Origin of the sequence: Pseudomonas migulae, from assembly GCF_024169315.1 — a bacterium.
Classification (GTDB): domain Bacteria; phylum Pseudomonadota; class Gammaproteobacteria; order Pseudomonadales; family Pseudomonadaceae; genus Aquipseudomonas; species Aquipseudomonas migulae_B.
Genome location: NZ_JALJWR010000001.1, coordinates 1 through 23,243, shown reverse-complemented (window position 1 = coordinate 23,243; position 23,243 = coordinate 1). Strand labels below are relative to the sequence as shown.

The 23,243-nt window shown below is 59.2% G+C and carries 25 protein-coding genes; 8 read left to right on the top strand and 17 right to left on the bottom strand.

Annotated elements, in window-relative coordinates:
• Positions 1–253: 253 nt before the first annotated feature.
• Both J2Y86_RS00125 and J2Y86_RS00120 read left to right on the top strand, forming a co-directional pair.
• Positions 254–490 (top strand): hypothetical protein, encoded by a 237-nt coding sequence (locus tag J2Y86_RS00125; protein ID WP_253427161.1) that lies wholly within the window; start codon positions 254–256, stop codon positions 488–490.
• Positions 491–649: 159 nt separating this feature from the next.
• Complete coding sequence (locus J2Y86_RS00120; RefSeq protein WP_253427160.1) at positions 650–880, top strand: hypothetical protein; 231 nt, start codon at positions 650–652, stop codon at positions 878–880.
• Positions 881–1,058: 178 nt separating this feature from the next.
• Here the strand turns inward: J2Y86_RS00120 and J2Y86_RS00115 are convergent, their stop codons facing one another.
• Both J2Y86_RS00115 and J2Y86_RS00110 read right to left on the bottom strand, forming a co-directional pair.
• Positions 1,059–1,637 (bottom strand): hypothetical protein, encoded by a 579-nt coding sequence (locus J2Y86_RS00115; RefSeq protein WP_253427158.1) that lies wholly within the window; start codon positions 1,635–1,637, stop codon positions 1,059–1,061.
• Entirely contained in the window at positions 1,630–2,262 is a 633-nt protein-coding gene (locus tag J2Y86_RS00110; protein WP_253427156.1) for a hypothetical protein, read from the bottom strand. The genes J2Y86_RS00115 and J2Y86_RS00110 overlap by 8 nt, the downstream gene beginning before the upstream one ends.
• Positions 2,263–2,605: 343 nt before the next feature.
• On the opposite strand from J2Y86_RS00110, the gene J2Y86_RS00105 reads away from it, so the two are divergent.
• Positions 2,606–2,845, top strand: a complete 240-nt coding sequence (locus J2Y86_RS00105; protein ID WP_054052826.1) for a DUF2789 domain-containing protein — start codon at positions 2,606–2,608, stop codon at positions 2,843–2,845.
• On the opposite strand, the gene J2Y86_RS00100 is transcribed toward J2Y86_RS00105, so the two are convergent.
• The 3 genes from J2Y86_RS00100 to J2Y86_RS00090 all read right to left on the bottom strand — a co-directional run bounded on the left by J2Y86_RS00100 (position 2,846) and on the right by J2Y86_RS00090 (position 6,393).
• On the bottom strand, positions 2,846–3,049 hold the full coding sequence (locus tag J2Y86_RS00100; protein WP_253427154.1) for a hypothetical protein: 204 nt from the start codon (positions 3,047–3,049) through the stop codon (positions 2,846–2,848).
• Positions 3,050–4,185: 1,136 nt separating this feature from the next.
• Complete coding sequence (locus tag J2Y86_RS00095; RefSeq protein WP_437180674.1) at positions 4,186–5,409, bottom strand: methyl-accepting chemotaxis protein; 1,224 nt, start codon at positions 5,407–5,409, stop codon at positions 4,186–4,188.
• 579 nt (positions 5,410–5,988) lie between these two features.
• Positions 5,989–6,393, bottom strand: a complete 405-nt coding sequence (locus J2Y86_RS00090; protein WP_007907888.1) for a TraR/DksA family transcriptional regulator — start codon at positions 6,391–6,393, stop codon at positions 5,989–5,991.
• A gap of 406 nt (positions 6,394–6,799) precedes the next feature.
• Between J2Y86_RS00090 and J2Y86_RS00085 the strand changes: the two genes are divergently transcribed.
• Positions 6,800–7,417 (top strand): glutathione S-transferase, encoded by a 618-nt coding sequence (locus tag J2Y86_RS00085; protein WP_253427150.1) that lies wholly within the window; start codon positions 6,800–6,802, stop codon positions 7,415–7,417.
• A gap of 12 nt (positions 7,418–7,429) precedes the next feature.
• On the opposite strand, the gene J2Y86_RS00080 is transcribed toward J2Y86_RS00085, so the two are convergent.
• The 4 genes from J2Y86_RS00080 to J2Y86_RS00065 form a co-directional block, all read right to left on the bottom strand.
• Positions 7,430–8,737 carry a pyridoxal phosphate-dependent decarboxylase family protein gene (locus tag J2Y86_RS00080; protein WP_253427148.1) on the bottom strand — a complete coding sequence of 436 codons (1,308 nt, stop codon included), beginning with the start codon at positions 8,735–8,737 and terminating at the stop codon, positions 7,430–7,432.
• Entirely contained in the window at positions 8,734–9,477 is a 744-nt protein-coding gene (locus J2Y86_RS00075; RefSeq protein ID WP_253427145.1) for a hypothetical protein, read from the bottom strand. The genes J2Y86_RS00080 and J2Y86_RS00075 overlap by 4 nt, the downstream gene beginning before the upstream one ends.
• A gap of 433 nt (positions 9,478–9,910) precedes the next feature.
• On the bottom strand, positions 9,911–10,843 hold the full coding sequence (locus J2Y86_RS00070; RefSeq protein ID WP_253427143.1) for a hypothetical protein: 933 nt from the start codon (positions 10,841–10,843) through the stop codon (positions 9,911–9,913).
• Positions 10,844–11,030: 187 nt separating this feature from the next.
• Complete coding sequence (locus J2Y86_RS00065; protein WP_253440037.1) at positions 11,031–11,339, bottom strand: hypothetical protein; 309 nt, start codon at positions 11,337–11,339, stop codon at positions 11,031–11,033.
• 173 nt (positions 11,340–11,512) lie between these two features.
• Here J2Y86_RS00065 and J2Y86_RS00060 point away from each other — a divergent pair, with 173 nt between their 5' ends.
• Both J2Y86_RS00060 and J2Y86_RS00055 read left to right on the top strand, forming a co-directional pair.
• Positions 11,513–12,196 (top strand): response regulator transcription factor, encoded by a 684-nt coding sequence (locus J2Y86_RS00060; RefSeq protein WP_253427141.1) that lies wholly within the window; start codon positions 11,513–11,515, stop codon positions 12,194–12,196.
• Entirely contained in the window at positions 12,174–13,568 is a 1,395-nt protein-coding gene (locus J2Y86_RS00055; RefSeq protein WP_253427139.1) for a sensor histidine kinase, read from the top strand. The genes J2Y86_RS00060 and J2Y86_RS00055 overlap by 23 nt, the downstream gene beginning before the upstream one ends.
• Before the next feature lie 1,476 nt (positions 13,569–15,044).
• Here the strand turns inward: J2Y86_RS00055 and J2Y86_RS00050 are convergent.
• From J2Y86_RS00050 to J2Y86_RS00040, 3 genes are read right to left on the bottom strand one after another with little or no spacing between them, the layout of a single operon-like run.
• Positions 15,045–15,455 (bottom strand): SRPBCC family protein, encoded by a 411-nt coding sequence (locus tag J2Y86_RS00050; RefSeq protein WP_253427137.1) that lies wholly within the window; start codon positions 15,453–15,455, stop codon positions 15,045–15,047.
• Positions 15,456–15,479: 24 nt separating this feature from the next.
• Positions 15,480–16,277 carry an SDR family NAD(P)-dependent oxidoreductase gene (locus J2Y86_RS00045; protein WP_109630147.1) on the bottom strand — a complete coding sequence of 266 codons (798 nt, stop codon included), beginning with the start codon at positions 16,275–16,277 and terminating at the stop codon, positions 15,480–15,482.
• A 2-nt stretch (positions 16,278–16,279) separates the two neighbouring features.
• On the bottom strand, positions 16,280–17,296 hold the full coding sequence (locus J2Y86_RS00040) for an aldo/keto reductase (RefSeq protein WP_253427135.1): 1,017 nt from the start codon (positions 17,294–17,296) through the stop codon (positions 16,280–16,282).
• Between the two features lie 117 nt (positions 17,297–17,413).
• On the opposite strand from J2Y86_RS00040, the gene J2Y86_RS00035 reads away from it, so the two are divergent.
• Both J2Y86_RS00035 and J2Y86_RS00030 read left to right on the top strand, forming a co-directional pair.
• Positions 17,414–18,313 carry a LysR substrate-binding domain-containing protein gene (locus tag J2Y86_RS00035; protein WP_253427133.1) on the top strand — a complete coding sequence of 300 codons (900 nt, stop codon included), beginning with the start codon at positions 17,414–17,416 and terminating at the stop codon, positions 18,311–18,313.
• A 282-nt stretch (positions 18,314–18,595) separates the two neighbouring features.
• Positions 18,596–19,516, top strand: coding sequence for a LysR substrate-binding domain-containing protein (locus tag J2Y86_RS00030; protein WP_253427131.1), 921 nt, complete (start codon positions 18,596–18,598; stop codon positions 19,514–19,516).
• Here the strand turns inward: J2Y86_RS00030 and J2Y86_RS00025 are convergent.
• From J2Y86_RS00025 to J2Y86_RS00005, 5 genes are all read right to left on the bottom strand, one after another.
• Positions 19,437–20,030: a DinB family protein gene (locus J2Y86_RS00025; protein WP_253427129.1), complete on the bottom strand. Its 594-nt coding sequence runs from the start codon at positions 20,028–20,030 to the stop codon at positions 19,437–19,439. The genes J2Y86_RS00030 and J2Y86_RS00025 overlap by 80 nt on opposite strands.
• A gap of 82 nt (positions 20,031–20,112) precedes the next feature.
• Complete coding sequence (locus tag J2Y86_RS00020; RefSeq protein WP_253427127.1) at positions 20,113–20,901, bottom strand: SDR family oxidoreductase; 789 nt, start codon at positions 20,899–20,901, stop codon at positions 20,113–20,115.
• Between the two features lie 278 nt (positions 20,902–21,179).
• A complete protein-coding gene (locus J2Y86_RS00015; protein WP_253427125.1) occupies positions 21,180–21,827 on the bottom strand; it encodes an amino acid ABC transporter permease in 648 nt (215 codons plus the stop codon).
• 1 nt (position 21,828) lies between these two features.
• A complete protein-coding gene (locus J2Y86_RS00010) occupies positions 21,829–22,509 on the bottom strand; it encodes an amino acid ABC transporter permease (protein ID WP_253427123.1) in 681 nt (226 codons plus the stop codon).
• Between the two features lie 3 nt (positions 22,510–22,512).
• Positions 22,513–23,243, bottom strand: a 731-nt coding sequence (locus J2Y86_RS00005) for an amino acid ABC transporter ATP-binding protein (RefSeq protein WP_253427121.1), incomplete at its 5' end; no start/stop codon positions are given.

Here is a 23,243-nt window from a genome sequence, read left to right as displayed (position 1 = left end):
CACTCGCGGCGTCTTGCCTGGCGTTCGTCAGAAGTTGAAGGAAAACGCCCTTCTGTCCGCCGGAAAAACAGGATTACCAACCTTAGGGAAAAAACGCTGCAAAAAAAGCATTTTTCCGACATATCGCCCGCAAAAAATTGCTTTAGATGAACATCAATCACCAACCCGTGGCGGTGATTCTAGAGCAGCGATGCTCATCGAGACTACCCAAAACGACGTACACACGTCGGCAAAACCATGAAAAGGACTTCATATGTGCACACTGACACACTTCACGCCTCACACAAACCATCCATCCACGCTGCCCCCTGCGATGTTCCCGCACACGGCGTTTCACCCTGCCGAGCCCGCCATGCCGCGCTTCCAGGTGGTATTGGCCGGTAATGCCTTCTTCCACATCAAGGAAATTTCCACGGGCCACGTAAGAGGTTTCCGCAGCAATCATAACGAAGCCTGTGCGCTTGCTCGCGCGCTCGAGTTACGCAGCTGAACGTTCTGCCTCATTCCCTTCCTATAGACGTTTCGTCACGCCGACGAGTTAACTCAGCCGTCGGCAAGCAACTACTGCCATACTGCCGAACCAATGAAACCCGTTCCCAAGCCGGACGGCGTTCAACACAATAGAATATTTCCAAGGGAAGGCTGCTACGTGACGGAATTTGATATCGGTGAATTTTTTATCCGGGGCGAAGCCAGAGAAGTCGAAGGCGAATTCCAGGCCGTCATTATCATGCGCGCCAAACCGCCTCTCACCACGGTGACGTATCACCAGGTCGAGAAAGATCGCTGGTTCAAAACTTCGGACATCGCCGCCATCGCCGCCCAGGAAGCCGCCAAGGCCCTGAAGCTCGCTGTCGATGAAGGTGCGTTGAAAGCCTGAACACGACTCGCCGACGCCCTGACGGGCCGGAAGAACTGTATTAAACGATTGAAGTAACGGATTGAACAACTTCAACCGAAGTTGTGCCGGGCCAATCCCCGTCTGGAACAGGTACCTCGGCCCGCGAGGTACCTGCGGTGTGCACGCCTTGAACAGGCTGCACGGTGTCTCGACAAGGTCAGATCAGTTTGCGTTTGACTGCTTCATCCAGCGTGCTTTGGGTCAGGTGCTTGAGCAGCGCATCCCCGCGTTCATTGAATGGCAAACCGACAATCAGCAGGACCTGCAACCAGGTGCGAGTACTTTCCTGTTTGACGATCTTGCCCAGCACATTGCCTTCCTGATCCTTGAATACCGTTTCCAGCGTGAACGTGTTGCTGAACGTGGTAGGAATCACGAACAGCGTGAACCCGGTCAGCCAGGCACTGGCCAGATTCCCTTGCTCGTTGTTGGTCAAGGTACTCGATACGTACAGGCTCGAATCGACCTTGTCCGTCGTCACGCTTTTGAATTGCCCGGACTCCTTGAACGTTTCCAGAATGTGCTTTTGCACCAACTCCGCATTCCCCACACCACCCGACAGTTCGCCGTTGAACTGACTCTGGGTGGTCACATGCAGATAAGCCGTGGGCTTGTCCTGCCTGGCCTGGGCTGGCGGCCACTGTTCGACTGGCGGCAATTGATGCTGGGAGTAGGAGATGCAACCCGTCAGGGTGCTGCTGACCAACAGCAACAAAATCAGTAGGTACTTATTCATGTGCAGCCAGCTCCTTGGACGGGGTTCGCAGTTGAGGGGTGGCACTGGCCAGCAATTGAGCGATCAATTCGCGCAACTGTGTACCGCCAAGACGAGGATTGAGGTAATCGGCATTCCACAGGCCGACATTCTTGTCGAGCTTGACCTGCTCGACCGACCTGGCCAATTGCTTGCCCTGGCGGTCTTCGATGATCAGTTCGCCGGCAAGGTCGTACTTGTCGACGTAGATCGGGCCGTCGACCCAGATCCAGATCGTCAGCGTAACCAGCGCACCCGGGATGTAAGCCGGGTGCATGGTGCGTTTTCCAGCCAGTGAGGTCAGGTTGAACTTGAGGACCACGTCGTCCTCGCCGGCCTTCGCCGGGAACACCACGATCCGCTTGAAATAGTCGCTTTTATCGACATAGGCGCTGACCTGATCGGTCAACTGCCGGCTACCGGCGGCACGCTCCTTATCGTCCAGATCGGGAGCGGAAATCACCACATCGCTGATCTCGGCACTACGATCGAGGGTGGACGGCGCAGCACTCAGGGGTTCGCCGATAGGCCCCAGCGGCGTGAATGACACACAGCCGGTCAACGACAGGCCAAGCGCGATGGCCATCAAATAAGCTAGACGCTTCACTGTTTACATCCTTTTTCATGCGGGATCGGAGTCGCGTCGGCTCAAAAGAAATCGCACAAAGGATGGGACGGATCAGCACCGGAAGGTGTTAAACCTTGGGAACGAGTGTCGACTACATCCGTGTATGGACTCTTTGACTGGCGGCAGAGTGACGCCAGAAACGCGACGGCATCGTAATCCTTGAAATGCCACCAGGCAATAGCCCATTGCCATCATTGGTGGCGAATCCGGAGAAAGCTGCTAAACCCCTATCGAACTCTTGGCGCGCCGTTCTCTCAGATGCATAGCCACTGCACAGTGGATTGCGCACTGCTCGCGATCGATTAACTGCAAGGAGATGAAGATGGACTCACCGACACACGACTTGAAAGGCTTGTTCGACCAACTTGGCCTGGACTCCAGCGAAAAGGCCATCGACGATTTCATCGCCAGCCATTCCCCTCTGCCCGACGATAAAAAGCTCATCGATGCTGAATTCTGGACACCGCAACAAGCTGGCTTCCTGAAAGAGCAATTGCGTGAAGATGCTGATTGGGCGCGGGTGGTCGACGACTTGAACCTGCGGATGCATCAGGTTCACTAGTCAATGCAGGCTGTCGGGGGCTTCGGCACTTAGTTGCGCCAACCAGGCAGCCCTGCACTCTTGTGCTTCTTCGCGACTGGAGAATGCCGTCCCCCGGCGTTCGCCGTTCAGCAACACGACCCAGCAGACACTCTGCCCCGCCGCACGCAAACAGGCGGGCACGCCGCTGCCAATCATCACCGCGACATCGACTCTGGTTTGCATGCTGACCTCTTGATTTCATTAGCTACCTAACCATGCGGACAGGGTAATGAGTTCATCGGCGAGGAAAAAGCGACTGCGCTGCATAGATTAATTGCCAGAACCGCAATAATGCCGTGATGCAGATTGCTTGAGAAAATGGCTGCCGGTTCAGGTCCCGCGGATGGTCGCGGAACCCTGTGGGAGCTGGCTTGCCTGCGATGGCTGTGTGTTGGGCGATGTAGGGTTTGATGGTGTACATATCCGTTGCTGCGGTAACGGCGACTTATGGTTTCGCCCTTACGGCGAGTTACTTGGAAAAGCGCCAAGTAACCAAGCGCCAAGCGCCCCTGACGTACGGTGGCTCGCCTAGGCTCGCCATTCCCTCGCTCCGGTCCTGCTCCGTGGGCCCGCCGCCATCGGCCATCCATGGCCGGGGGCGGCTAACCCGGCATCCCTGCCGGGTTGCCCACTCCGCAGCACCTGCGCTCGGCCTTCCGACGGGGCAGATCAAGATCAAAAGCCAGATCAAAAACCAAAGCGAGGCGGCCTGAGAGCCGGCCTGAAGTTCGTCAGGATCATCGGGGGTGAACACCAATGTAACGCCCACCAACAATCCACTGTGGGAGCGGGCTTGCTCGCGAATGCGGCCTGACAGACGACCTGTTCTTGCGGATGTATCCGGAACCCTGTGGGAGACAACCTGTTTTTGCGGATGTACCCAGAACCCTGTGGGAGCTGGCTTGCCAGCGATGAACGCCCAGACGCCGCGTTCCTTCAGACCGCACGCGTCATCGTTAACGACCATCGCTGGCAAGCCAGCTCCCACAGGGGAATGCATATATCCGAAGAGCCAGGTCGGCCCGAAGGCCGCCTCGCGGTGCTGTCGCGGTCGTCGCCCCCTCGAGAGGCCGAGTGGAGGTTCTGCGCAGTGGGCAACCCGGCAGGGATGCCGGGTTAGCCGCCCCCGGCCATGGATGGCCGATGGCGGCGGGCCCACGGAGCAGGACCGGAAGGAGGGCATGGCGAGCCTTAGCGAGCCACCGAACGAAAGGGGCAAAAGCGCTTGGTTACTTGGCGCTTCTCCAAGTGACTCGCCGTAAGGGCGAAACCATTAGCCGCCGTTACCGCAGAAATGGATATGCCCCCAACCGCTCAACTCAGCGAGCATTCTCCGGCTTATACCCCAAACGCAACCCACCCCAATGCCGCCCCTTGACCATGATCGGCACCGAAAGATCATGCATCAGTTCCCCGGTATCCCGCGTATACGTCTGCAACAAAACAGCCTGTTGATGGCTGCCACACCGAATCCCGGTACGGTCGGCAAACTTGCGTTTCGTACGGTTCTGCAACGTATCAACCTGCACATCCCCCGTCAGCGGCTGGCTGAACACTTTGTTATGGGTCGGCACATAACCCTGCTGCGTACAGGCGATGGCAAACACCAGCCCTTCATGACGCGGCAACAACGGCTCCTGAATCGCCGGCAAAATCTTATCGGTGTAACGGTCGAAACGCGTCTGGAACTTCGCCGGGCTGGTATTGGGAATGGCCTGATAACTGCGATCAAACAAATCATCAAGACTGACAACGCCCTGGTCGATATCAGCTTCGAAACGCGCCGCTATCTGACTCGCGCCTTCACGGGCAAGGTCATAAATCCGCTGGTGATAGTCATCCAGTCCGACTTCGGCGAGACGCTCACTGATGGTTTCAGCCTGCCCTTCCATCTGCACCGCAGCCTGAGCCAGGCGCTGAGTCTGTTGATCGCTGATCGCCAGGTCGCCGCGCATCTGCTCGATGGCATGAAACAGGCTGTCGAGCTGCTCACGGTTGGTCTCGGCACCCCTGGCGATTTCGCCGACCTGACTTTCGACGCCAGCCGCCAGGCGCGCGATGTTTTCCAGGTGCTCACCGGTGTGCTCGACCTGTTGGACGCCGATGTCGAGATCGCTGGACAACTGGCGGATCTGCTCCACCACCTGCGCGGTGCGTTGCTGGATATCGGCGACCATCTCGCCAACTTCACCGGTCGCCGTTGCCGTACGCGCAGCCAGGCCGCGCACCTCATCCGCGACCACAGCAAACCCGCGCCCGTGTTCTCCGGCCCGGGCCGCTTCGATTGCCGCGTTCAAGGCCAGCAGGTTGGTCTGGCTGGCGATGGACTGGATCACCAGCGTGACCCGCTGGATATCGTCGCTGCGCAAGCTCAGGGCTTCGATCAGCTCACGGCTGTTGCTGGCGCGCTGACTGAGTTGATGCATGCGGCTGATGGACTCGACCAGCTCCGTGCGCCCTGCCGCGCTGCTCTGGTGAGCTTCGCTGGCGGCGCTGAGGGCGGCTCGACTGAGGGTCGAGGTCGCGTGTTCGGTGGCGATCATCACTTCGGCGTTGCTGACAATCTGTGCCGCGGCACCGAGTTGCGATTGCAGTTTGTCCGCCAACTGTTTGACCGAATAGGCCACGCCAGCGGCTGACAGAGCGTTGTGACTGGTGGTGTAGGAAAGATCGCGAGTCAGCTCGGCGATTGCGCTGGAGCTGTCGGCGGATAGTTCTTTGGGGATGGCTCGGGAACGTAGCCGAGGTAGCCAGATAATCAGCACGGCCAGCGGCAGGCCGAGGTAAAGCGACCAGCCGCCCAGCGTCATGCCACACAGCAAGAGCACCAGCGCGATGCTTTGCAGGGTCGGCGTCAGCCAGCGGTTTTCCGGTAAAGGCACTGGTGCAGGCACTGCCCCAACCAGAGATCCGTCTCTCGTCATCTTCGTCACCCCACTTAACTTCTAATTATTGTGTCTGCATTAAACGCCACTACAACGCCATTATCCATGGTCCATTAGTAGTGGGCATGCAGCAGATCAATAGAAGTGCCCGAGGTTTTTCGCAGACGAAAAAAAGCATCGCGGGCCAGCCTTGCTCCTCAGGAGTGGGACTGGCCCGCGATGCGGGGCGCTACGAAATCAGGCCTGACGCTGGTGCTTGTCGATCTGTTCGTGACGCTCTTGAGCTTCGATGCAGTACTTGGTGGTCGGGCTGATCAGCAGGCGTTTCAGGCCAATGGCCTCGCCGCTGTCGTCGCACCAGCCGAAGCTGTCTTCCTTGATGCGCTCCAGTGCCTGTTCCAACTGAGGCAACATGCGCTGGTCGCGATCGATCGCGTTCACCAGCCAGGTGCGCTCTTCTTCGACAGACGCCGCGTCAGCCGGATCGGCCGGGGTGTCCAGGCTTTCGATGGCGATGCGGTTCTGCTCGATGCGCTCGTGGGTTTCGACTTTCATGTTCTGCAACAGCTCAGAGAAAAAAGCATGTTGCTCGGCATTCATGTAGTCATCCGCCGGCATGGCCAGCAACTTGTCCTTTGTCATTGATATCTCTATAAAAAAACGTGCATTAAGGCGAATTAGGGAGCGTTCCGGCTGACCGTGTCTGGCCGTCGGAAAGGCGCCGTTTATTCCAAGCGCCACCCGGCACTCAATTTACGAGGGGCGGCAGTCTAAGGCCGACTTGAGGCCCCAGCAACTGAAAAGTCAGCGAATTTGTCCGACAAAGCCCTGAAAGTGCTCTATGGCAGCCTTTGCGGTGGTTATCGGAGTGCGTTTATAGCAAGAAATTCAATCGAGCGGCTGTATATAGAAGACAAACGGCTGCGACTGAAGGGGTTATCGACCGCATTTGCGGGTAGATGAGCCGCAAGTGCAACAGGTTTTTGCAGCACGTGGAACCTCGGCTAAGGTTATCCATCCCGAAACGGTCATCTGAAGGAGCGGTGCAATGAAACTGATCGGCATGCTGGATTCGCCCTACGTACGACGGGTAGCCATTACGGCCAAACGCCTGGGCATCGACCTCGATCACCAATCGGTTTCGGTGTTTCGGCACTTCGAGCAATTCCAGCAGATCAACCCGGTGGTCAAGGCGCCGACGCTGGTGCTGGATGATGGCGAGGTGCTGATCGACTCGACATTGATCATCGAATACCTGGAGGCGTTGGCGGCACCGGGTAAAAGCCTGATGCCCGACAAACTCGACCAACGCCTGCGTTCGTTACGCTTGATCGGCCTGGCGCTGGCAGCGTGCGAGAAGTCCGTGCAGCTTTATTACGAACGCAACCTGCGCCCCGCCGAGATTCAGTTCGAGCCGTGGGTGGAACGGGTCGAAGGGCAACTGGCGGCGGCGTTCTCGGCGCTGGAGCGGGAGTTGGAAATGCAACCGCTGAAGACTGACGGCTCGATCGATCAGGACGGGATTACGCTGGCGGTGGCCTGGAGCTTCACCCATCTGGTGGTGCCTGACCAGGTGGAGGATCAGCCGTTTCCACACATCAGCGCATTCGCCGCCTATGCCGAGGGTTTAAAAGAGTTTGTCAGTACCCCCATGCTCGAGGACTGAATCCATAGCGCTTCAGATCATAGACCCGGGAGTGCCCAGTATTTCAAGCAGTCGCTGTGCTGTCCCCCCGTGCTCCGGCTTCATCATCACACAACGGATGCCATGGAGAACCGGGGCTCCCGGGCTTTCAAACAGCATCGTCGCCACATGGATGCCGGCAGTCTTCAAACGGGTGACATCCTGCTGGACCATTGTCAGCTGGTCGACCGGATCAGCACACGCTCTGGGGACAAGGCACACGATATCGGTGTCCGGTTTCAAGAGCGGGCGATAACGGGGATGATCCAGCAATGCTTCGTAGAAGGCGATTGCCTGATCATGGCAAGTACGTAATCGCTCGCCAAACCGCCCTTCGGCAACCAACGGAAATGCCTGCAATGTGGCCCATAGTGCGGCGGCGGCTGCACCCGGTCGAGAGCACTCGAGGCTGATCAACCCAAGGTGGTCCCTTGTCTTGTCTCCATAGGTGTAGGGTGCTTCGTGGGCATACACCCGTTGCCGGTCATCGCGAAACAGCACCGCCCCGCAACCAAACCCCTGCATTCCGTGCTTGTGCGGGTCTACTACAACTGAATCGGCAAGCGTGATGGCGCGCAAGTCACTGCCAACCTTCTTGTCGAGGCATGAGGCTACAAGCCTGTAGTACCCGCCATAGGCAGCATCGACATGCAGCAATGACGAATGCGACATCGCCAGACTGGCCAGCTGCGCAATGCCATCCACCGCGCCAACGGCTGTCGTACCGCACGTCGCGACGATAACCGCAGAACCAGACCCGGCGAGCATTTCGCTGACATGTTCCAGGTCGATGCGATGCTGTTCATCGACGCGGGCTTCCAGGTAAGTCATCCCGAGAATGCCCGCTGCGCGCTTATGGCAGTAGTGAGCGCTGCGGCTGGCAATCACAACGTTACAGCCCTGCTCTCTGGCACTCCAGAGTGCTTCAAAATTACCGATTGTACCGCCACTGCACAAATGCCCTTGTGCAGTGTTCCAGCCAAACAGGTTACCGAGTTCGCTGATGCACTCATGCTCCAGCTCAGTCGTCGCGCGTCCGCCGTCATAAGAGTGGTTGTTGCTGTTGAGCTGCATGGCTAACCAATAAGCTGACGAGGAAAGCGGATGCACGTACGAGGACATATGCCCCATATAGTCAGGTGAAAAATAAGGATCTGTATTTTTCAGCCGCTGAACCAGCGATTCTAATATTTCTTGATCATGATGATCCAAGGGGATGGAGAAATCGCTACCCGGAGAAAACCCGCTTTTTAATTTATGCATCAACTCAGGCAACACACTCAGCGACTGTTGATCAATCATGCGGCCACCATCTCTTGCAAAGTAGAACGGGTAAACTCAAGCAACTCCGCTTTTCCCTGATGTAGAAAATAGCAATGCGGAAGCCCATCGGCACTGATATCCGCGTTCAATACCGATTCTTTCGAGGCAAATAAAATCGGTGATTCCTTTATGTTTAAAAAAGCTCTTCTGGAACTGATAAGCCCGGCACCAAACGCCTTGAGCTGTCCTTTCTCAAGCACCAGCCCAAATTCAAAAACATGAAACCATAGTTTCATCAACTGATCCTTAACAGCATCATCCACAGTGCTGTTCAGATGATGACAAAGGCCAAGCATTAATTGGACAACTTCGTCATCCTGCAAATAAGGAACATGGCCGATCATATCGTGCAGGAAATCAGGTTCCTCACAGTTTTCCAACTGCTCGACAGGCCTGGTAACGGGCGAGATGGGAAAAACGCCCTGGCCGACGCATTGATAAAAGCTGTCGACACCGACACCCGAGGCCTTAAGATCAAGCACCTTACCCTTCAAGCCCCGGTCACGCGTTTGGGAAAAAGCCAACATCCTGGATAGATCTTCTAATCCGAAATCGCGAAAGATAGTGAGGTATGCCTCACAGGCGATGAGTTCGGCATGCTGACACATTTCCCCATACATAAACTCAACTTCACCCCCTTTTAACAACGACCAATCATGGAGCGGGAAGTATTTTTGCATTGATGGTTCAACAGGAAGGTACGCCTCTAACGAATCCATGTATCTCTCGATAAATTTCATGAAGTAGAAGCGCAGCAATGCTATTCAAAAAATAATATCCAGCAAGCGAGAACAATAGACAGGATGTAACACCACAAGCTCAGCACTGTAAAAACACCACCCCCACCTGCACTTCCAGCACTCTCATGAGTGCACCAAATGAGAATACGCATCATCTGTATCTCAGAAAAATAGCAACTAACCCCGCAACATCGACCCACTAATTAATTTGTTTCAGCTTATATCTAATTAAAAAATCATCTTTCGAGGTTATCAGCCGCATGAAACGCAAAACGCCGCTTCTGCCCGAGGCAGAAGCGGCAGAGGCATGAGCCTCAGAGGATCAATGCATGAACAGGGCGATCAGGATGATGATCGGGATGGGTACACCGAGAAAGAACAATAGTAATGAGCGCATGATGATTCTCCAGGGTTAGCGAACAGGCACGGTGGTCACGTAATCATCTGTTTCCAGATACACCACGGCATCCCGACGACGACCGCCGAACGTGGCGGCGAGGCTGGCAAAAAACGCACCGATCAGCAGTGCAATGAACATCCACAACGATGTCCATGCAGCGACTTTGGCAGCCGTGTCGGCAGCTTGTTGAGCGGCCAGTTTCGCGTCGGCAACGGCTTTCTGGGTGCGGGCATAGACTTCATCGACACGACGTTCAGCGTCGGCCTGAGTGAGGTTGGTCCGTTGCGCCACCAGTTGCGCCAGATACGTGCGGTCTTCGGCCGCCAGTTGACCGTCGTTGCTCAGGGAGCGCACGAAGATGCGGGTCACCGTGCCGCGGGCAGCGTCATCACTGATGGCGGCCGGGCGATCGTCGCGGAACAGACTGTCGACAAAATAGCCGTACTGGTCGCTGTCGGTGTTACCGGCGGCGGTGCCGGCCGCTTGCGTCGCCGCACTGGCGGCCCCACCGACCATATTCGCACCGGCTTGCACACCGCCACTGACGACGCCGCTGACCGAGCCGACGACCAGCATCGCGGTCACCAGCGTCGCCACGCACCAGGCCAGGAAGCCGTGGGCCGTGTCGCGGAAGTAGACTTCATCGCCATGCATGTTCGCCCATTTCACCCGCAGGCGACCGGCAATGTAACCACCCAGTCCGGAAGCGACGATTTGGGTCACGGCCAGCCAGATAATGGTTGAAATGCCCAGGCCCTTGGCGCTGACGCCTTCATCGGCCCAAGGGGAAACCGCCGAAAAACCCAGACCGACTCCGAGCAGTACCAGGATCAACGACAACGCCGCCGCCGCAGCGGCACCGGCGAAAATCGCGCCCCAGGAAACGCCCGACAACGTGCTGGACTCTTCTGCGGCAGGATAGAAACCATCAGAGGATCTATTCATTGTTATGTCGCTCCAGGCAGGAAAGATGTTGTTACAACTCGTCAAAAGAGGAATTGCAGTCAACGTGCCAGTCGCAAGATCTCAATAAATTAATATTTTTCAATGACTTACAAAGTTTGAACTTCTCATGTCCATGCATTTTGCAAGGAATGGCCGCTCGCAGCGGGTTTTATGCATTGCGGATGAATTACTTGCGCTTGTAGCTCTTGTTACCGCTGGGCGTCAGGCAGTAAACCCCACCTCGTGGCCCTGTACAAAACGAGCCCGAGCCGCAGGTGCAGCCATCGGCGCTCTTCAACAAGGTTTGGGGGCGAGCCTGGTTTGAATCGCCATAAATGGACGAACAACTTTTCTTCGACGCGCTGATAGAGCCGTCATTACACAGGAACAGGTCGCCATCACAGCGATCGATACCGCCCTTCTTTCCCGAACACGGCGTGTTACCCGCCCAGGCACTACCGCTGATGACACACAGCAACAACACAATAATCGGCATCCCGCCCCGGCGAATCCATGTGCGCACAGTGCAGCTCCCTTTAAATTTATGGCTATATGATATCAACGATCCCGGCATCCCATGCGCCACATGAAAGTTAATTTAAAAAGTCGACGGCATTTCTTGGCAGAATGCCCACACACTTGCCTTGAACTGACTATCAGGTCCGCCCTATGACCCGCATATTGACCATCGAAGACGACGCCGTGACCGCCCGGGAAATCGTCGCCGAACTGAGCAGCCACGGCCTCGATGTCGATTGGGTCGACAATGGCCGCGAAGGCCTTGAGCGCGCGGTCAGCGGCAACTATGACCTGATCACCCTGGACCGCATGTTGCCCGAGCTCGATGGCCTGGCGATTGTCACAACGTTGCGAACCATGGGCGTGTCGACGCCGATCCTGATGATCAGCGCCCTCTCCGATGTCGATGAGCGCGTGCGCGGTTTGCGTGCCGGGGGTGACGATTACCTGACCAAACCCTTCGCCACCGATGAAATGGCCGCGCGGGTCGAAGTGTTGCTGCGCCGCCAGAACACCGTGACCGCCAAGGCCACCACGCTGCGGGTGGCGGACCTGGAGCTGAACCTGATCAGCCACGAAGCCAGCCGCGACGGGCAACTGCTGACGCTGTTGCCCACCGAGTACAAGTTGCTGGAATTCCTGATGCGCAACACCGGGCAGATTCTGTCGCGGATGATGATTTTCGAAGAGGTCTGGGGTTATCACTTCGACCCCGGCACCAACCTGATCGACGTGCACATCGGCCGATTGCGCAAGAAGATCGACCCGCCCGGCAATGTCCCACTGATTCGGACCGTGCGAGGCTCGGGTTATGTCATTGCCGAACCCCTCTAAAGGCTGGCGTTCTTCCAGCAGCCGGTTGCTGGCGCTCTACAGTTCGCTGTTCGTGCTCTGGAGCGGGATCCTCATGGGGGTCATGTACTACGAGGTGTCCGCTTACCTGGATAACCTGGCCAAACACTCGCTGATGCAACGCCAGCATTTGTTCTCGCGCTTTTCCGGCGAACAACTGGTGGACGCCCTCGCCGTCAGCATGACCTTCGACATTCGTGGCATCGACGCCTACGGCCTGTTCGATGCCGAGCATCGCTACCTCAGCGGCGCCCTGCGGCACATACCGGCAGGTCTGCCGCTGGACGGCAGGATCCACATGCTCGACGACTGCGCCGATTCCGACGACCCGACCCTGCCCCGCGACAGTTGCGATGCGGTGGCTACCCAGACGCGTGACGGTCGCTGGCTGATACTGGTGCGCGACAACGGCTCGCTGTTCGCCGTGACCCGGATCATCCTCCACGCATTGTTATGGGGCGTGACCCTGACCATTTTGCCGGGCATCGTCGGTTGGCACCTGTTGCGCCGCCGACCACTGCGGCGCATTCGCGGGATTCAGGCCAGTGCCGAGGCGATTGTGGCCGGGGACCTGACCCGGCGCCTGCCGTTGTCCAATCGCCGCGACGAACTGGACATGCTCGCCACCATCGTCAACGCCATGCTCGAACGCATCGAGCGTTTGATGAATGAGGTCAAGGGGGTGTGCGACAACATTGCCCACGATTTGCGAACGCCACTGACCCGCTTGCGCGCGCAGTTGTACCGTATGCAGCAGCAGGCGGGCGAAGGGTCCCCGGAAGCGGCGCAACTGGATTCCGTGTTGAGTGAAGCGGACACGCTGATGGCGCGCTTTCGCGGTTTGCTGCGGATTTCCGAACTGGAAGACCGGCAGCGGCGTTCCGGTTTTGTGCAGCTCGACCCGGTGTCGTTGCTGCAGGAACTGCACGACTTCTATCTGCCGCTGGCGGAGGAAGACGCGCTGGTTTTCCAGCTGCAATTGCCCGAATCGTTGCCTGCGCTGAACGGTGACCGGGCGCTGTTGTTCGAAGCCGTGGCGAACCTGCTGAGCAATTCGATCAAATTCACCCCGCCGGGCGGCGAGGTGATTTTGCGCGGGGTCAATGAAAATGGGCACACGCGAATCGAAGTGCTCGACTCCGGGCCGGGCATTCCTGCGGCCGAACGCGAGGCGGTGTTCCAGCGTTTCTATCGCGCCGAAGGCGGCAATCAGCAAAGCGGGTTCGGGCTGGGGCTGTCGATCGTGGCGGCGATCGCCGGGCTGCATGGGTTTACGCTTGAAGTGGGCGAAAGTGAACTGGGAGGCGCGCGGTTGGTGCTGGATTGTCGGCAGAGTTTGATTCCACAGACCTGACACAAATCTCCCGAACTGACACAAAACCTGTGGGAGCGGGCTTGCTCGCGAAAGCAGAGTGTCAGGCGACGATATCATTGACTGACACTACGCCTTCGCGAGCAAGCCCGGTCCCACAGGGGTTGGTGGTGTTTGTCAGGTCGGGTAGTTGGCCCGAAGGAGCGGGTTCGGGCTGGGGCTGTCGATCGTGGCGGCGATTGCCGGCCTGGCAGAGTTTGATTCCACAGGCCTGACACAAGTCTCCTGAACTGACACAAAACCTGTGGGAGCGGGCTTGCTCGCGAAGGCAGAGTGTCAGGCGACGATATCATTGACTGACACTACGCCTTCGCGAGCAAGCCCGCTCCCACATTGGATTTTTGGTGTTTGTCAGGTCGGGTAATTGGCTCGAAGGAAGCGGGTTCGGGCTGGGGCTGTCGATCGTGGCGGCGATTGCCGGCCTGGCAGAGTTTGATTTCAAAGACCTGACACAAATCTCCCGAACTGACACAAAACCTGTGGGAGCGGGCTTGCCCGCGAAGGCAGAGTGTCAGGCGACGATATCATTGACTGACACTACGCCTTCGCGAGCAAGCCCGCTCCCACATTGGATTTTTGGTGTTTGTCAGGTCGGGTAGTTGGCCCGAAGGAAGCGGGTTCGGGCTGGAGCTGTCGATCGTGGCGGCGATTGCCGGCCTGGCAGAGTTTGATTCCACAGACCTGACACAAATCTCCCGAACTGACACAAAACCTGTGGGAGCGGGCTTGCTCGCGAAGGCAGAGTGTCAGGCGACGATATCATTGACTGACACTACGCCTTCGCGAGCAAGCCCGGTCCCACAGGGGTTGGTGGTGTTTGTCAGGTCGGGTAGTTGGCTCGAAGGAGCGGGTTCGGGCTGGAGCTGTCGATCGTGGCGGCGATTGCCGGCCTGGCAGAGTTTGATTCCACAGACCTGACACAAATCTCCCGAACTGACACAAAACCTGTGGGAGCGGGCTTGCTCGCGAAGGCAGAGTGTCAGGCGACGATATCATTGACTGACACTACGCCTTCGCGAGCAAGCCCGCTCCCACAGGGGTTGGTGGTGTTTGTCAGGTCGGGTAGTTGGCCCGAAGGAGCGGGTTCGGGCTGGAGCTGTCGATCGTGGCGGCGATTGCCGGCCTGGCAGAGTTTGATTCCACAGACCTGACACAAATCTCCCGAACTGACACAAAACCTGTGGGAGCGGGCTTGCTCGCGAAGGCAGAGTGTCAGGCGACGATATCATTGACTGACACTACGCCTTCGCGAGCAAGCCCGCTCCCACAGGGGTTGGTGGTGTTTGTCAGGTCGGGTAATTGGCTCGAAGGAAGCGGGTTCGGGCTGGGGCTGTCGATCGTGGCGGCGATTGCCGGCCTGGCAGAGTTTGATTTCACAGACCTGACACAAATCTCCCGAACTGACACAAAACCTGTGGGAGCGGGCTTGCCCGCTCCCACAGGGGTTGGTGGTGTTTGTCAGGTCGGGTAGTTGGCTCGAAGGGCTTCGAGGCCGCCCTGGTAGATACCGGCAAACAACGCCGTCACCTCCTCCTCACTCACCCCGACCGGTGCAAACCGCCCCGACCAGGTCACCCGCGCGCCCTCATCCTGTGCTTCAACGCGAATCGTCGCCAGGTAATCAGTCGCCGGAAACGGCGCCTGCAAAATCGAGTAGCTGTACGTCTTCCCGGCGTTATCAAACACCTCGAGCCGCTCAACAACCACCGCCCCATCCGCCGTTTGCAGACTGCGCACACGCCCGCCTTCGCTCAGCTCGCTTTTGGGAATGAACGGCAGCCAGTCCGGCAGCGAATTGAAACCGCCGATCAATTGCCAGACCTGGTCGGCCGAAGCCGGGATGTCGATAAACGCTGATGCAGTTGCCATGTAATGTTCTCTCAATCAAAAAATTCAGATTGCCATGCTGTCGACGACACCGCCGTCGACTCGAAGGGCTGCGCCGGTTGTGGCCGACGACAGCGGCGAAGCGATGTAGGCCACCAGGTTGGCGACTTCCTCGACATCCGCCACGCGCTGGATGATCGACGTCGGCCGGGCCTTGCGCACGAAGGCGTCGGCTTCTTCCCGGACACTGCGCCCCGATTCGGCCGTGGCGTCCTTGAGCATCTGCTCCAGCCCATCGGTCAACGTCGGGCCGGGCAGGATCGCATTGACCGTCACGCCAGTCCCCGCCAGCCGCTTGGCCAGGCCGTGGGATACGGCGAGGTTGGCGCTTTTGGTCACGCCATAGTTGAGCATGTCGGCCGGTATCGCGATGCCGGATTCCGAGGACAGGAAGATCACCCGCCCCCAGCCCTGCTTGACCATGTCCGGTACGTAATGCCGTGACAGGCGCACACCGGAGATCACGTTGACCTCGTAGAAACGCGTCCACTCGCTGTCCGGCGTGTCGAAGAAATCCACCTCGTTAAAGATCCCGAGGTTGTTGACCAGGATGTCGGCGCGCGGCTCGGCGGCGAACAATTGTTCGGCGCCTTCAGCGGTGCCGAGGTCGGCGGTCAGGCCACGCAGTTGCGCACCCGGCACGCTCTGGCGAATGCTCGCCAGCGCTTGCTCGACCTTGGCGGTTTCGCGGCCGATCACCACCACCGTAGCGCCGGACTCGGCCAGTGCCTTGCTGATGCCCAGGCCAATGCCGGCGGTACTGCCGCTGACGATGGCCAGTTTTCCAGTCAGATCGATCTTCATGTTCAAACTCCTGTGACAGGCAATGGAGCGCGTTCGGACACCAGTTTCGCTTCGCGCATCGCTTGCCAGAACGCAGCGGGAATGACTGCCGACAACGCAGCCATATCTTCAGCAATCCGGTCCGGACGGCTGGAACCTGGGATCACCGCCGCGACGGCAGGATTCGCCAGGGAGAACTGCAACGCAGCGGCCTTGATGTCAACGCCGTGAGCCGCAGCGATACGTTTGATCTGCTCGACTTTATGGATGATCGCCGGGCTGGCCTTCTGGTATTCGAAGTGCGCGCCGCCGGCCAGAATGCCGGAGCTGTACGGGCCACCGACGACGATCTCGACATTCTGCGCCAGCGCCGCGTCCATCAGGCGTTGCAAGGCACGGTCGTGGTCGAGCAGCGTGTAGCGGCCCGCCAGCAGAAATCCGTCCGGTTGGGCTTCGGTCAGATCAAGGGTCAGTTCGCACGGCTCGACCTTGTTTACGCCCAGGCCCCAGCCCTTGATCACGCCTTCTTCACGCAAACGGGTCAGCACCTTGAACGCTCCGGTGCGGGCCTGGTTGAAGTACTCCAGCCATTGATCGCCGTAGAAGTCCTGCGCGATGTCATGCACCCAAACGATGTCCAGGCGGTCGGTTTGCAGACGCTTGAGGCTGTCTTCGATGGAACGCATCGTCGCGTCGGCGCTGTAGTCGTTGACGATCTTGTTCGGGCGACCGTGTTCGAACACCCCGCTCTTCTCGCCCAGATCACGGGCAGCGGCGTCTTCGACTTCGTCGAGAATCACCCGGCCGACCTTGCTGCTCAACACGTAGTCATCACGGTTGTATTGGGCCAGCGCGGCGCCGAGACGAATTTCCGACAGGCCCGAGCCGTAAAATGGCGCGGTATCGAAATACCGCACGCCGGCATCCCAGGCGGCGTGCACGGTGGCCATCGCCTCGTCTTCCGGGATGGCGCGGAACATGTTGCCCAGTGGGGCGGTGCCGAAACCCAGCTTGCCGGGCAGTTTGTCTTTCAAGCTCATGGGTAATTCCTCTTCGTGTCAGTGGTCAGTTCAAATGACCGATGAGCAAATCCTAGATTGCCGGGATCGGACCGTCCAAGACATAATGCGCAGCACTTGAGTCCCTATAGGTCTTACATGATCGACATCCGCCAATTGCGCTACTTCGTGGCCGTCGCCGAGGAAGAACACGTCGGTCGCGCCGCCGAGCGCCTGCATATTTCCCAGTCGCCCCTGAGCCGGCAGATCGCTCAGCTCGAAGAACGCCTGGGCCTGACCCTGTTCGAGCGCAGCCAGCAGCGCATTCGCCTGACCCGCGACGGCCAGACCTTCCTCGCCGAAACCCGCGCCCTGCTGACCCACGCCAATCGCCTGGAATCCCTCGGCAAACGCCTCGGTCGCGGCGAAGAAGGCGGCCTGTGCATCGGCTACATCGAAAACGCCATGCACGCCGGTGTGCTGCCCAATGCCTTGCGGGTGTTGCGCGTTGACCGGCCGAACGTGCACGTCGCGCTGTACAACCTCAGCTCCGCTGAACAACTCGAAGGCCTGCGTCAGCGTAGTCTCGATATCGCCCTGGTCAGCGAACCGCCCGTCGCCGACGATCCGGACTTGCTGGGTTTCCAGGTGCTCGACGACCCGATGCTGCTGGCCCTGCCCGAGCACCATCCACTGGCCCACCAAGCGACGCTGAGCCCGGCAGACCTGGCCGACCAGGAATGGATCGGTGTGCAACACCGCCAGAACTGCGCCAGCCGCGAAGACTTCGTCAGCGCTTGCATCCGCGCCGGGTTCACCCCGGACATCCGCATGGAAGCGACCGAGCCTTTCACTGCGCTTGGATTGGTGGCGTCGGGGCTGGGGATTGCGATGATACAAAAAGGCCTGAGCCGCAATGCACCACCGGGTGTGGTGCTGCGCGAAGTGCCGTGGATTGCGTTCACCACGCCGCTGTGGGCAGCGTGGCACCGGATCAATTTGCGGCCGTTGGTGGAGACGTTCCGCAAGGTGTTGACCGAGCCGGAAGCGGCCAAATAAAAGAACGGAGGACCCCGATCTCGTCAGCTAAACCGCAGTCCCTGTGGCGAGGGGATTTATCCCCGTTGGGGCGCGCAGCGGCCCTGAAACCTGCAACCTCGCTCATTCAGGGAAACCGCGTTCGCAGGGTTTACGACTGCTGCACAGCCGAACGGGGCGGTGCGACGTTTCGATAAATCCCCTCGCCACAGTAAATCCTGTCACCCCTAGGGTCTGCGGCTCCTGACCCGGGAGTTCGGTGCTTTACTGAGTAAAACCCGAAGCCCTGCGAGTAGCCCCGCCATGAACCGCAACGACCTGCGCCGTGTGGACATGAACCTGTTGGTGATTTTCGAAACCCTGATGTTCGAAAAGAACCTGACCCGGGCCGGGGAAAAGCTGTTCCTCGGCCAGCCCGCCGTCAGCGCTTCACTGGCGAAGTTGCGCGATCTGTTCGATGACCCGCTGCTGGTGCGCAACGGTCGAGTGCTGGAGCCGACCCAACGGGCGCTGCAGATTCTCAAGGAACTGCAACCGGCGATGGACACCATTTCCGGCGCGGTCAGCCGGGCCAAGGATTTCGACCCGGCCACCAGCCGCGACGTGTTCCGCATCGGTCTGTCCGACGACGCCGAGTTCGGTCTGTTTCCGCCGCTGCTCAAGCAGATCCGCGAAGAGGCGCAGAACGTCGTGGTCGTCGTGCGGCGGGTGAATTTCCTGTTGATGTCGTCGATGCTTGCCAGCGGCGAGATTTCCGTCGGGATCAGCTACACCACGGAACTGCCAGCCAACGCCAAGCGCAAGAAACTGCGGGACCTGAGCGTGAAGATCCTGCGCGGCGACAACCGTCCCGGCGCCCTGACGCTGGATGATTACTGCGAACGACCGCATGCGCTGGTGTCGTTTTCCGGTGACCTGACCGGCGCTATCGACAACGATCTGGCGCGCATTGGCCGCTCACGCCGTGTGGTGCTGGCGGTGCCGCAGTTCGCCGGGCTGCGCGCCCTGCTGGCCGGCACCGACCTGCTCGCCACGGTGCCGGACTACGCCGCGTGTGCGCTGATCGAAGGCAGCAGCCAGTTGCGCGCCGACGACCCGCCGTTCGACATCAACCTGTCCGAGCTGTCGATGGTGTGGAACGGGGTCAACGATAACGATCCGGCAGAACGTTGGTTGCGCTCGCGAATTGCCCAACACATGTCGGCGCCACTGCCGGGGCATTGACCGAGTTGAAGCCCGGGTCGGTTTCGCGCAGGAAAATCGGCAGGTCCGTCATCGGCGGCATGGCCGGGATGTCGAAGTACATCTGGATCACCCAGCCACGGTGATAGCTGGCGTGATTGACCACGTGCAGCAGCATCGCGCCAGCGCTCATGGTGCCGCTTTCGCCCGAGACAAACGTGAACTCGACAGGTTTATCCAGCGACGCCTCGGTTTGCCGGTCGCTCCAGTTGCAGTACCAATGATCGATGTCCTTTTGCGCCTGGCGCAGATCGGCGAGGTCGGGATGCAGCAGATCGTGCGAGGTCTTGAAGCCGTGGCCCCGGCCTTCGAGGTGAGCCTGCCAGATGCAGTCCACCACGTAGATGTGGTTGAGGGTGCCGATCATGTTCTTGAACACCGAGACCCGCGCTTTGTTGACCTCGCCCGGCGGCAAATCGGCCAGGCTGTCAAAGAGGCGCTGATTGGCCCAGCGTTTGTAATCGGCCAGCATGCGGGCCGTGCGTACATTGATCATCGCAGGTCTCCCATTGCAATGGGCGCACTGCAAAGCATAGCCCTCATCACGCGTGGCAGCTCAAACGCTGATCATCGGTCAATCAAAACGTGCCGGGATAACTGCCGCCATCCAGCAACAGGTTTTGCCCGGTCAGGAAACCCGCGTGGGCGCTGCAAATGAACGCGCAATAGGCACCGAACTCATCGGGCTGGCCAAAGCGCTGGGCCGGCACGTTTTTGCGCCGTTGCGCGCTGATTTGTTCGACGCTGGCGCCATTGGCCTCGGCGGCGGCGCTCAGGGTCTTGTGCAGGCGCTCGGTCTCGAACGGGCCGGGCAGCAGATTGTTGATCGTGACGTTGTTCCCCGCCAGTCGCGACTGACGCGCGAGCCCGGCGATGAAACCGGTCAGGCCGCTACGGGCGCCGTTGGACAGACCGAGCACATCGATGGGTGCCTTCACCGCACCGGAGGTGATGTTGACGACGCGTCCGAAACCGCGCTCTGCCATGCCATCGACGCACGCTTTGATCAGCTCGATGGGCGTGAGCATGTTGGCGTCCAGCGCCTTCAACCAGTCCTCGCGGTCCCAGTCGCGGAAGTCACCCGGCGGTGGGCCGCCCGCGTTGTTGATCAGGATGTCGACTTGCGGACAGGCCGCCAATACCTGCTCACGCACGGCCGGCTCGCTGATGTCCCCGGCGACCGTGCGCACTTCGATGCTCGGCGCCAGGCTGCGCAATTCGACGGCGGCGGCCTGCAAGGTGTCGTTACCACGGGCGTTGATCACCAGGTTCACGCCCTCCTTCGCCAAGGCGCGCGCACAGGCCAGCCCCAAGCCCTTGCTGGCGGCGCAGACGATCGCCCAGCGGCCCGATATTCCCAATTCCATGACGATGCTCCCGACGGTTCAAATGCCCTAAGTTACCACCGTGCGCCGGATGAATGCCGAGGGTAAACAGCCCTGTCCCGGCAATTCAATTGTTCCGGAATGTCACGAGTGGGTACGACGCACTACACAGGGTCTCTTGTAGGAGCTAGTGCTGTTCACTCAAGAAAATCTTCAGGCGGGCAAGAGATCCCCTCGCCACAATGTGCGTGCCCGCGCTTGTGTGAACAGCATTACCTTGCAGGAGCTGCCACAGACTGCAATCTTTTAAAGGTGTTGCGTCAATGCCGTGTCCTGCGCTCCAGCAACCTCACCCCCAACGACAGCGGATAACACAGCGCAAAATAAATCGCGCCGACGAGGATGTAGATTTCCAGCGGCATGAAGTACACGGAGCTCAAATCCTGCGCGCGCAGCATCAAGTCCGGCGCGGCGATCAGCGAGGCCACGGAGGTGTCTTTCAACAGCGAGATCGCGACGTTGCCGATCGGCGCCAGCACGATGCGAATGGCCTGGGGCAACACGACCCAACGCAACACCTTCAGATGAGGCATGCCAATCGCCTTCGCCGCTTCCACCTGCCCTTTGGGCACCGCCTCCAGCCCCGAGCGGTAAATCTCCGAGAGATAGGCCGCCGCGTTCAGCCCCAGGCCGATCATCGCCGCTTGAAACGAACTGAACTGAACACCGATTTCGGTCAGGCTGAAATAGACGATGAACAGTTGCACCAACGCCGGCGTACCGCGAAAGACCTCGATGTAAATCAGCGCCGCACGGCGTAACGGCCGGTTCTTCGAAAGCCTCGCCAACGCCACCAGCAGACCGACAATCAAGCCGATCACCAACGCGCCAAATGCCAGTTGCAACGTCGCCCAGGCCGCCGCCAGCAATTCGACATGGGTTGCTTCCCACAGGTCGCCATAGCCCATATCAGTTCTCCTTGACCACTTTCAGACGGCGCTCGGTGCGCGCCGCCCAGTGGGAAAGCACCAGGCTCAAGGCCAGGTAGATGATTGCCAGCAGGAAGTAGATCAAGTTGGTCTGGTAGGTTTCGCTGACCAGCATCCGCGCCTTGAAGGTCAGCTCCGGCACCGCCGCTGCCGAAGCGAGCGAGGTGTCCTTGAGCAGGCCGATGGCGAAGTTGGCCATCCCCGGAATCGCCACTTTGAACGCCTGGGGCAACACGATGATGCGCATCGCCAGCGAGCGGGTCATGCCGATGGAATACGCCGCTTCGCTTTGCCCGCGATCGATGGTGCGGATGCTCGAACGGAACACTTCCGACAGAATCGCCGCGCCATTCAGACCGAAGCCGATGATCGCCGCACCAATCGCCGGCAACGTGATGCCGATGTAGGTAAGCCCGAAATACAGAATGAACAGTTGCGTCAGGATCGGTATGTTGCGAAACACCTCCAGGTACACGCTGGCGATCAGGCTCAGCACGCGACTGCGCGACAGCCGCATCAGCGCGAGGCAAAACCCGAGCAAGGCCGCGACGACGAACGCGGCCGCCGTCAGGCCGACGGTGGTCAGCGCGCCGAGCCCCAGCACCTTCAGAAAGTACGGCAGCATCTCGATGGCTTTGTGCAGTGCGGTCGAATCGAACATCGATCAATGCTCCTGCACGGCGCGGATGAAGTTTCGGGTGCGTTCGACCTGGCTCTCGCGAAAAATCTGCCGGGGCGGGCCCTGTTCGACGATGTTGCCGTCGGCCATGAAAATCACCTGGTCGGAGACACTCTCGGCGAAGCTCATTTCGTGGGTCACGATGATCATCGTCATGCCCTCCTCCGCCAGCTTGCGCATCACCCCCAGCACTTCGCCCACCAGTTCCGGGTCCAGCGCCGAGGTGGCCTCGTCGAACAGCATCAGCTTGGGTTTCATCGCCAGCGCCCGGGCGATGGCGATCCGTTGCTGCTGCCCGCCGGAGAGCTGTTCCGGAAACGCGTCGCGCTTGGCGAACATGCCGACCTTGTTCAGCAGATCCTCGGCCAGCTCCACGGCTTCGGCGCGGTTGCGCTGCTGCACCTTGAGCGGACCGAGGATGATGTTGTCCAGCACCGACAAGTGCGGGAACAGGTTGAAGCGCTGGAACACCATGCCGATCTCGGCGCGCATCCGCGCCAGCTCCTTGTCGCTCATGGGCACTTTGCGCGTGCCCGCCAGACGCTGGCCGATCAGTTCGTTATCGATATAAATGTCGCCCTTGGTCGGCTCTTCCAGGTAATTGACGCAGCGCAACAAGGTGGTCTTGCCCGAGCCGCTGGGGCCGATGAGCGAGATCTTCTGACCTTGTTGCACGTTGAGGTCGATGCCCTTGAGAACGTCCAGGCTGCCGAAGG

Coding starts and splice junctions, on each gene's coding strand:
- J2Y86_RS00125 (WP_253427161.1), top strand. CDS start 254: ATGTGCACACTGACACACTTCACGCCTCACACAAACCATCCATCCACG.
- J2Y86_RS00115 (WP_253427158.1), bottom strand. CDS start 1,637: ATGAATAAGTACCTACTGATTTTGTTGCTGTTGGTCAGCAGCACCCTG.
- J2Y86_RS00105 (WP_054052826.1), top strand. CDS start 2,606: ATGGACTCACCGACACACGACTTGAAAGGCTTGTTCGACCAACTTGGC.
- J2Y86_RS00100 (WP_253427154.1), bottom strand. CDS start 3,049: ATGCAAACCAGAGTCGATGTCGCGGTGATGATTGGCAGCGGCGTGCCC.
- J2Y86_RS00095 (WP_437180674.1), bottom strand. CDS start 5,409: ATGATCGCCACCGAACACGCGACCTCGACCCTCAGTCGAGCCGCCCTC.
- J2Y86_RS00090 (WP_007907888.1), bottom strand. CDS start 6,393: ATGACAAAGGACAAGTTGCTGGCCATGCCGGCGGATGACTACATGAAT.
- J2Y86_RS00085 (WP_253427150.1), top strand. CDS start 6,800: ATGAAACTGATCGGCATGCTGGATTCGCCCTACGTACGACGGGTAGCC.
- J2Y86_RS00080 (WP_253427148.1), bottom strand. CDS start 8,737: ATGATTGATCAACAGTCGCTGAGTGTGTTGCCTGAGTTGATGCATAAA.
- J2Y86_RS00075 (WP_253427145.1), bottom strand. CDS start 9,477: ATGGATTCGTTAGAGGCGTACCTTCCTGTTGAACCATCAATGCAAAAA.
- J2Y86_RS00070 (WP_253427143.1), bottom strand. CDS start 10,843: ATGAATAGATCCTCTGATGGTTTCTATCCTGCCGCAGAAGAGTCCAGC.
- J2Y86_RS00065 (WP_253440037.1), bottom strand. CDS start 11,339: ATGCCGATTATTGTGTTGTTGCTGTGTGTCATCAGCGGTAGTGCCTGG.
- J2Y86_RS00060 (WP_253427141.1), top strand. CDS start 11,513: ATGACCCGCATATTGACCATCGAAGACGACGCCGTGACCGCCCGGGAA.
- J2Y86_RS00055 (WP_253427139.1), top strand. CDS start 12,174: ATGTCATTGCCGAACCCCTCTAAAGGCTGGCGTTCTTCCAGCAGCCGG.
- J2Y86_RS00050 (WP_253427137.1), bottom strand. CDS start 15,455: ATGGCAACTGCATCAGCGTTTATCGACATCCCGGCTTCGGCCGACCAG.
- J2Y86_RS00045 (WP_109630147.1), bottom strand. CDS start 16,277: ATGAAGATCGATCTGACTGGAAAACTGGCCATCGTCAGCGGCAGTACC.
- J2Y86_RS00040 (WP_253427135.1), bottom strand. CDS start 17,296: ATGAGCTTGAAAGACAAACTGCCCGGCAAGCTGGGTTTCGGCACCGCC.
- J2Y86_RS00035 (WP_253427133.1), top strand. CDS start 17,414: ATGATCGACATCCGCCAATTGCGCTACTTCGTGGCCGTCGCCGAGGAA.
- J2Y86_RS00030 (WP_253427131.1), top strand. CDS start 18,596: ATGAACCGCAACGACCTGCGCCGTGTGGACATGAACCTGTTGGTGATT.
- J2Y86_RS00025 (WP_253427129.1), bottom strand. CDS start 20,030: ATGATCAATGTACGCACGGCCCGCATGCTGGCCGATTACAAACGCTGG.
- J2Y86_RS00020 (WP_253427127.1), bottom strand. CDS start 20,901: ATGGAATTGGGAATATCGGGCCGCTGGGCGATCGTCTGCGCCGCCAGC.
- J2Y86_RS00015 (WP_253427125.1), bottom strand. CDS start 21,827: ATGGGCTATGGCGACCTGTGGGAAGCAACCCATGTCGAATTGCTGGCG.
- J2Y86_RS00010 (WP_253427123.1), bottom strand. CDS start 22,509: ATGTTCGATTCGACCGCACTGCACAAAGCCATCGAGATGCTGCCGTAC.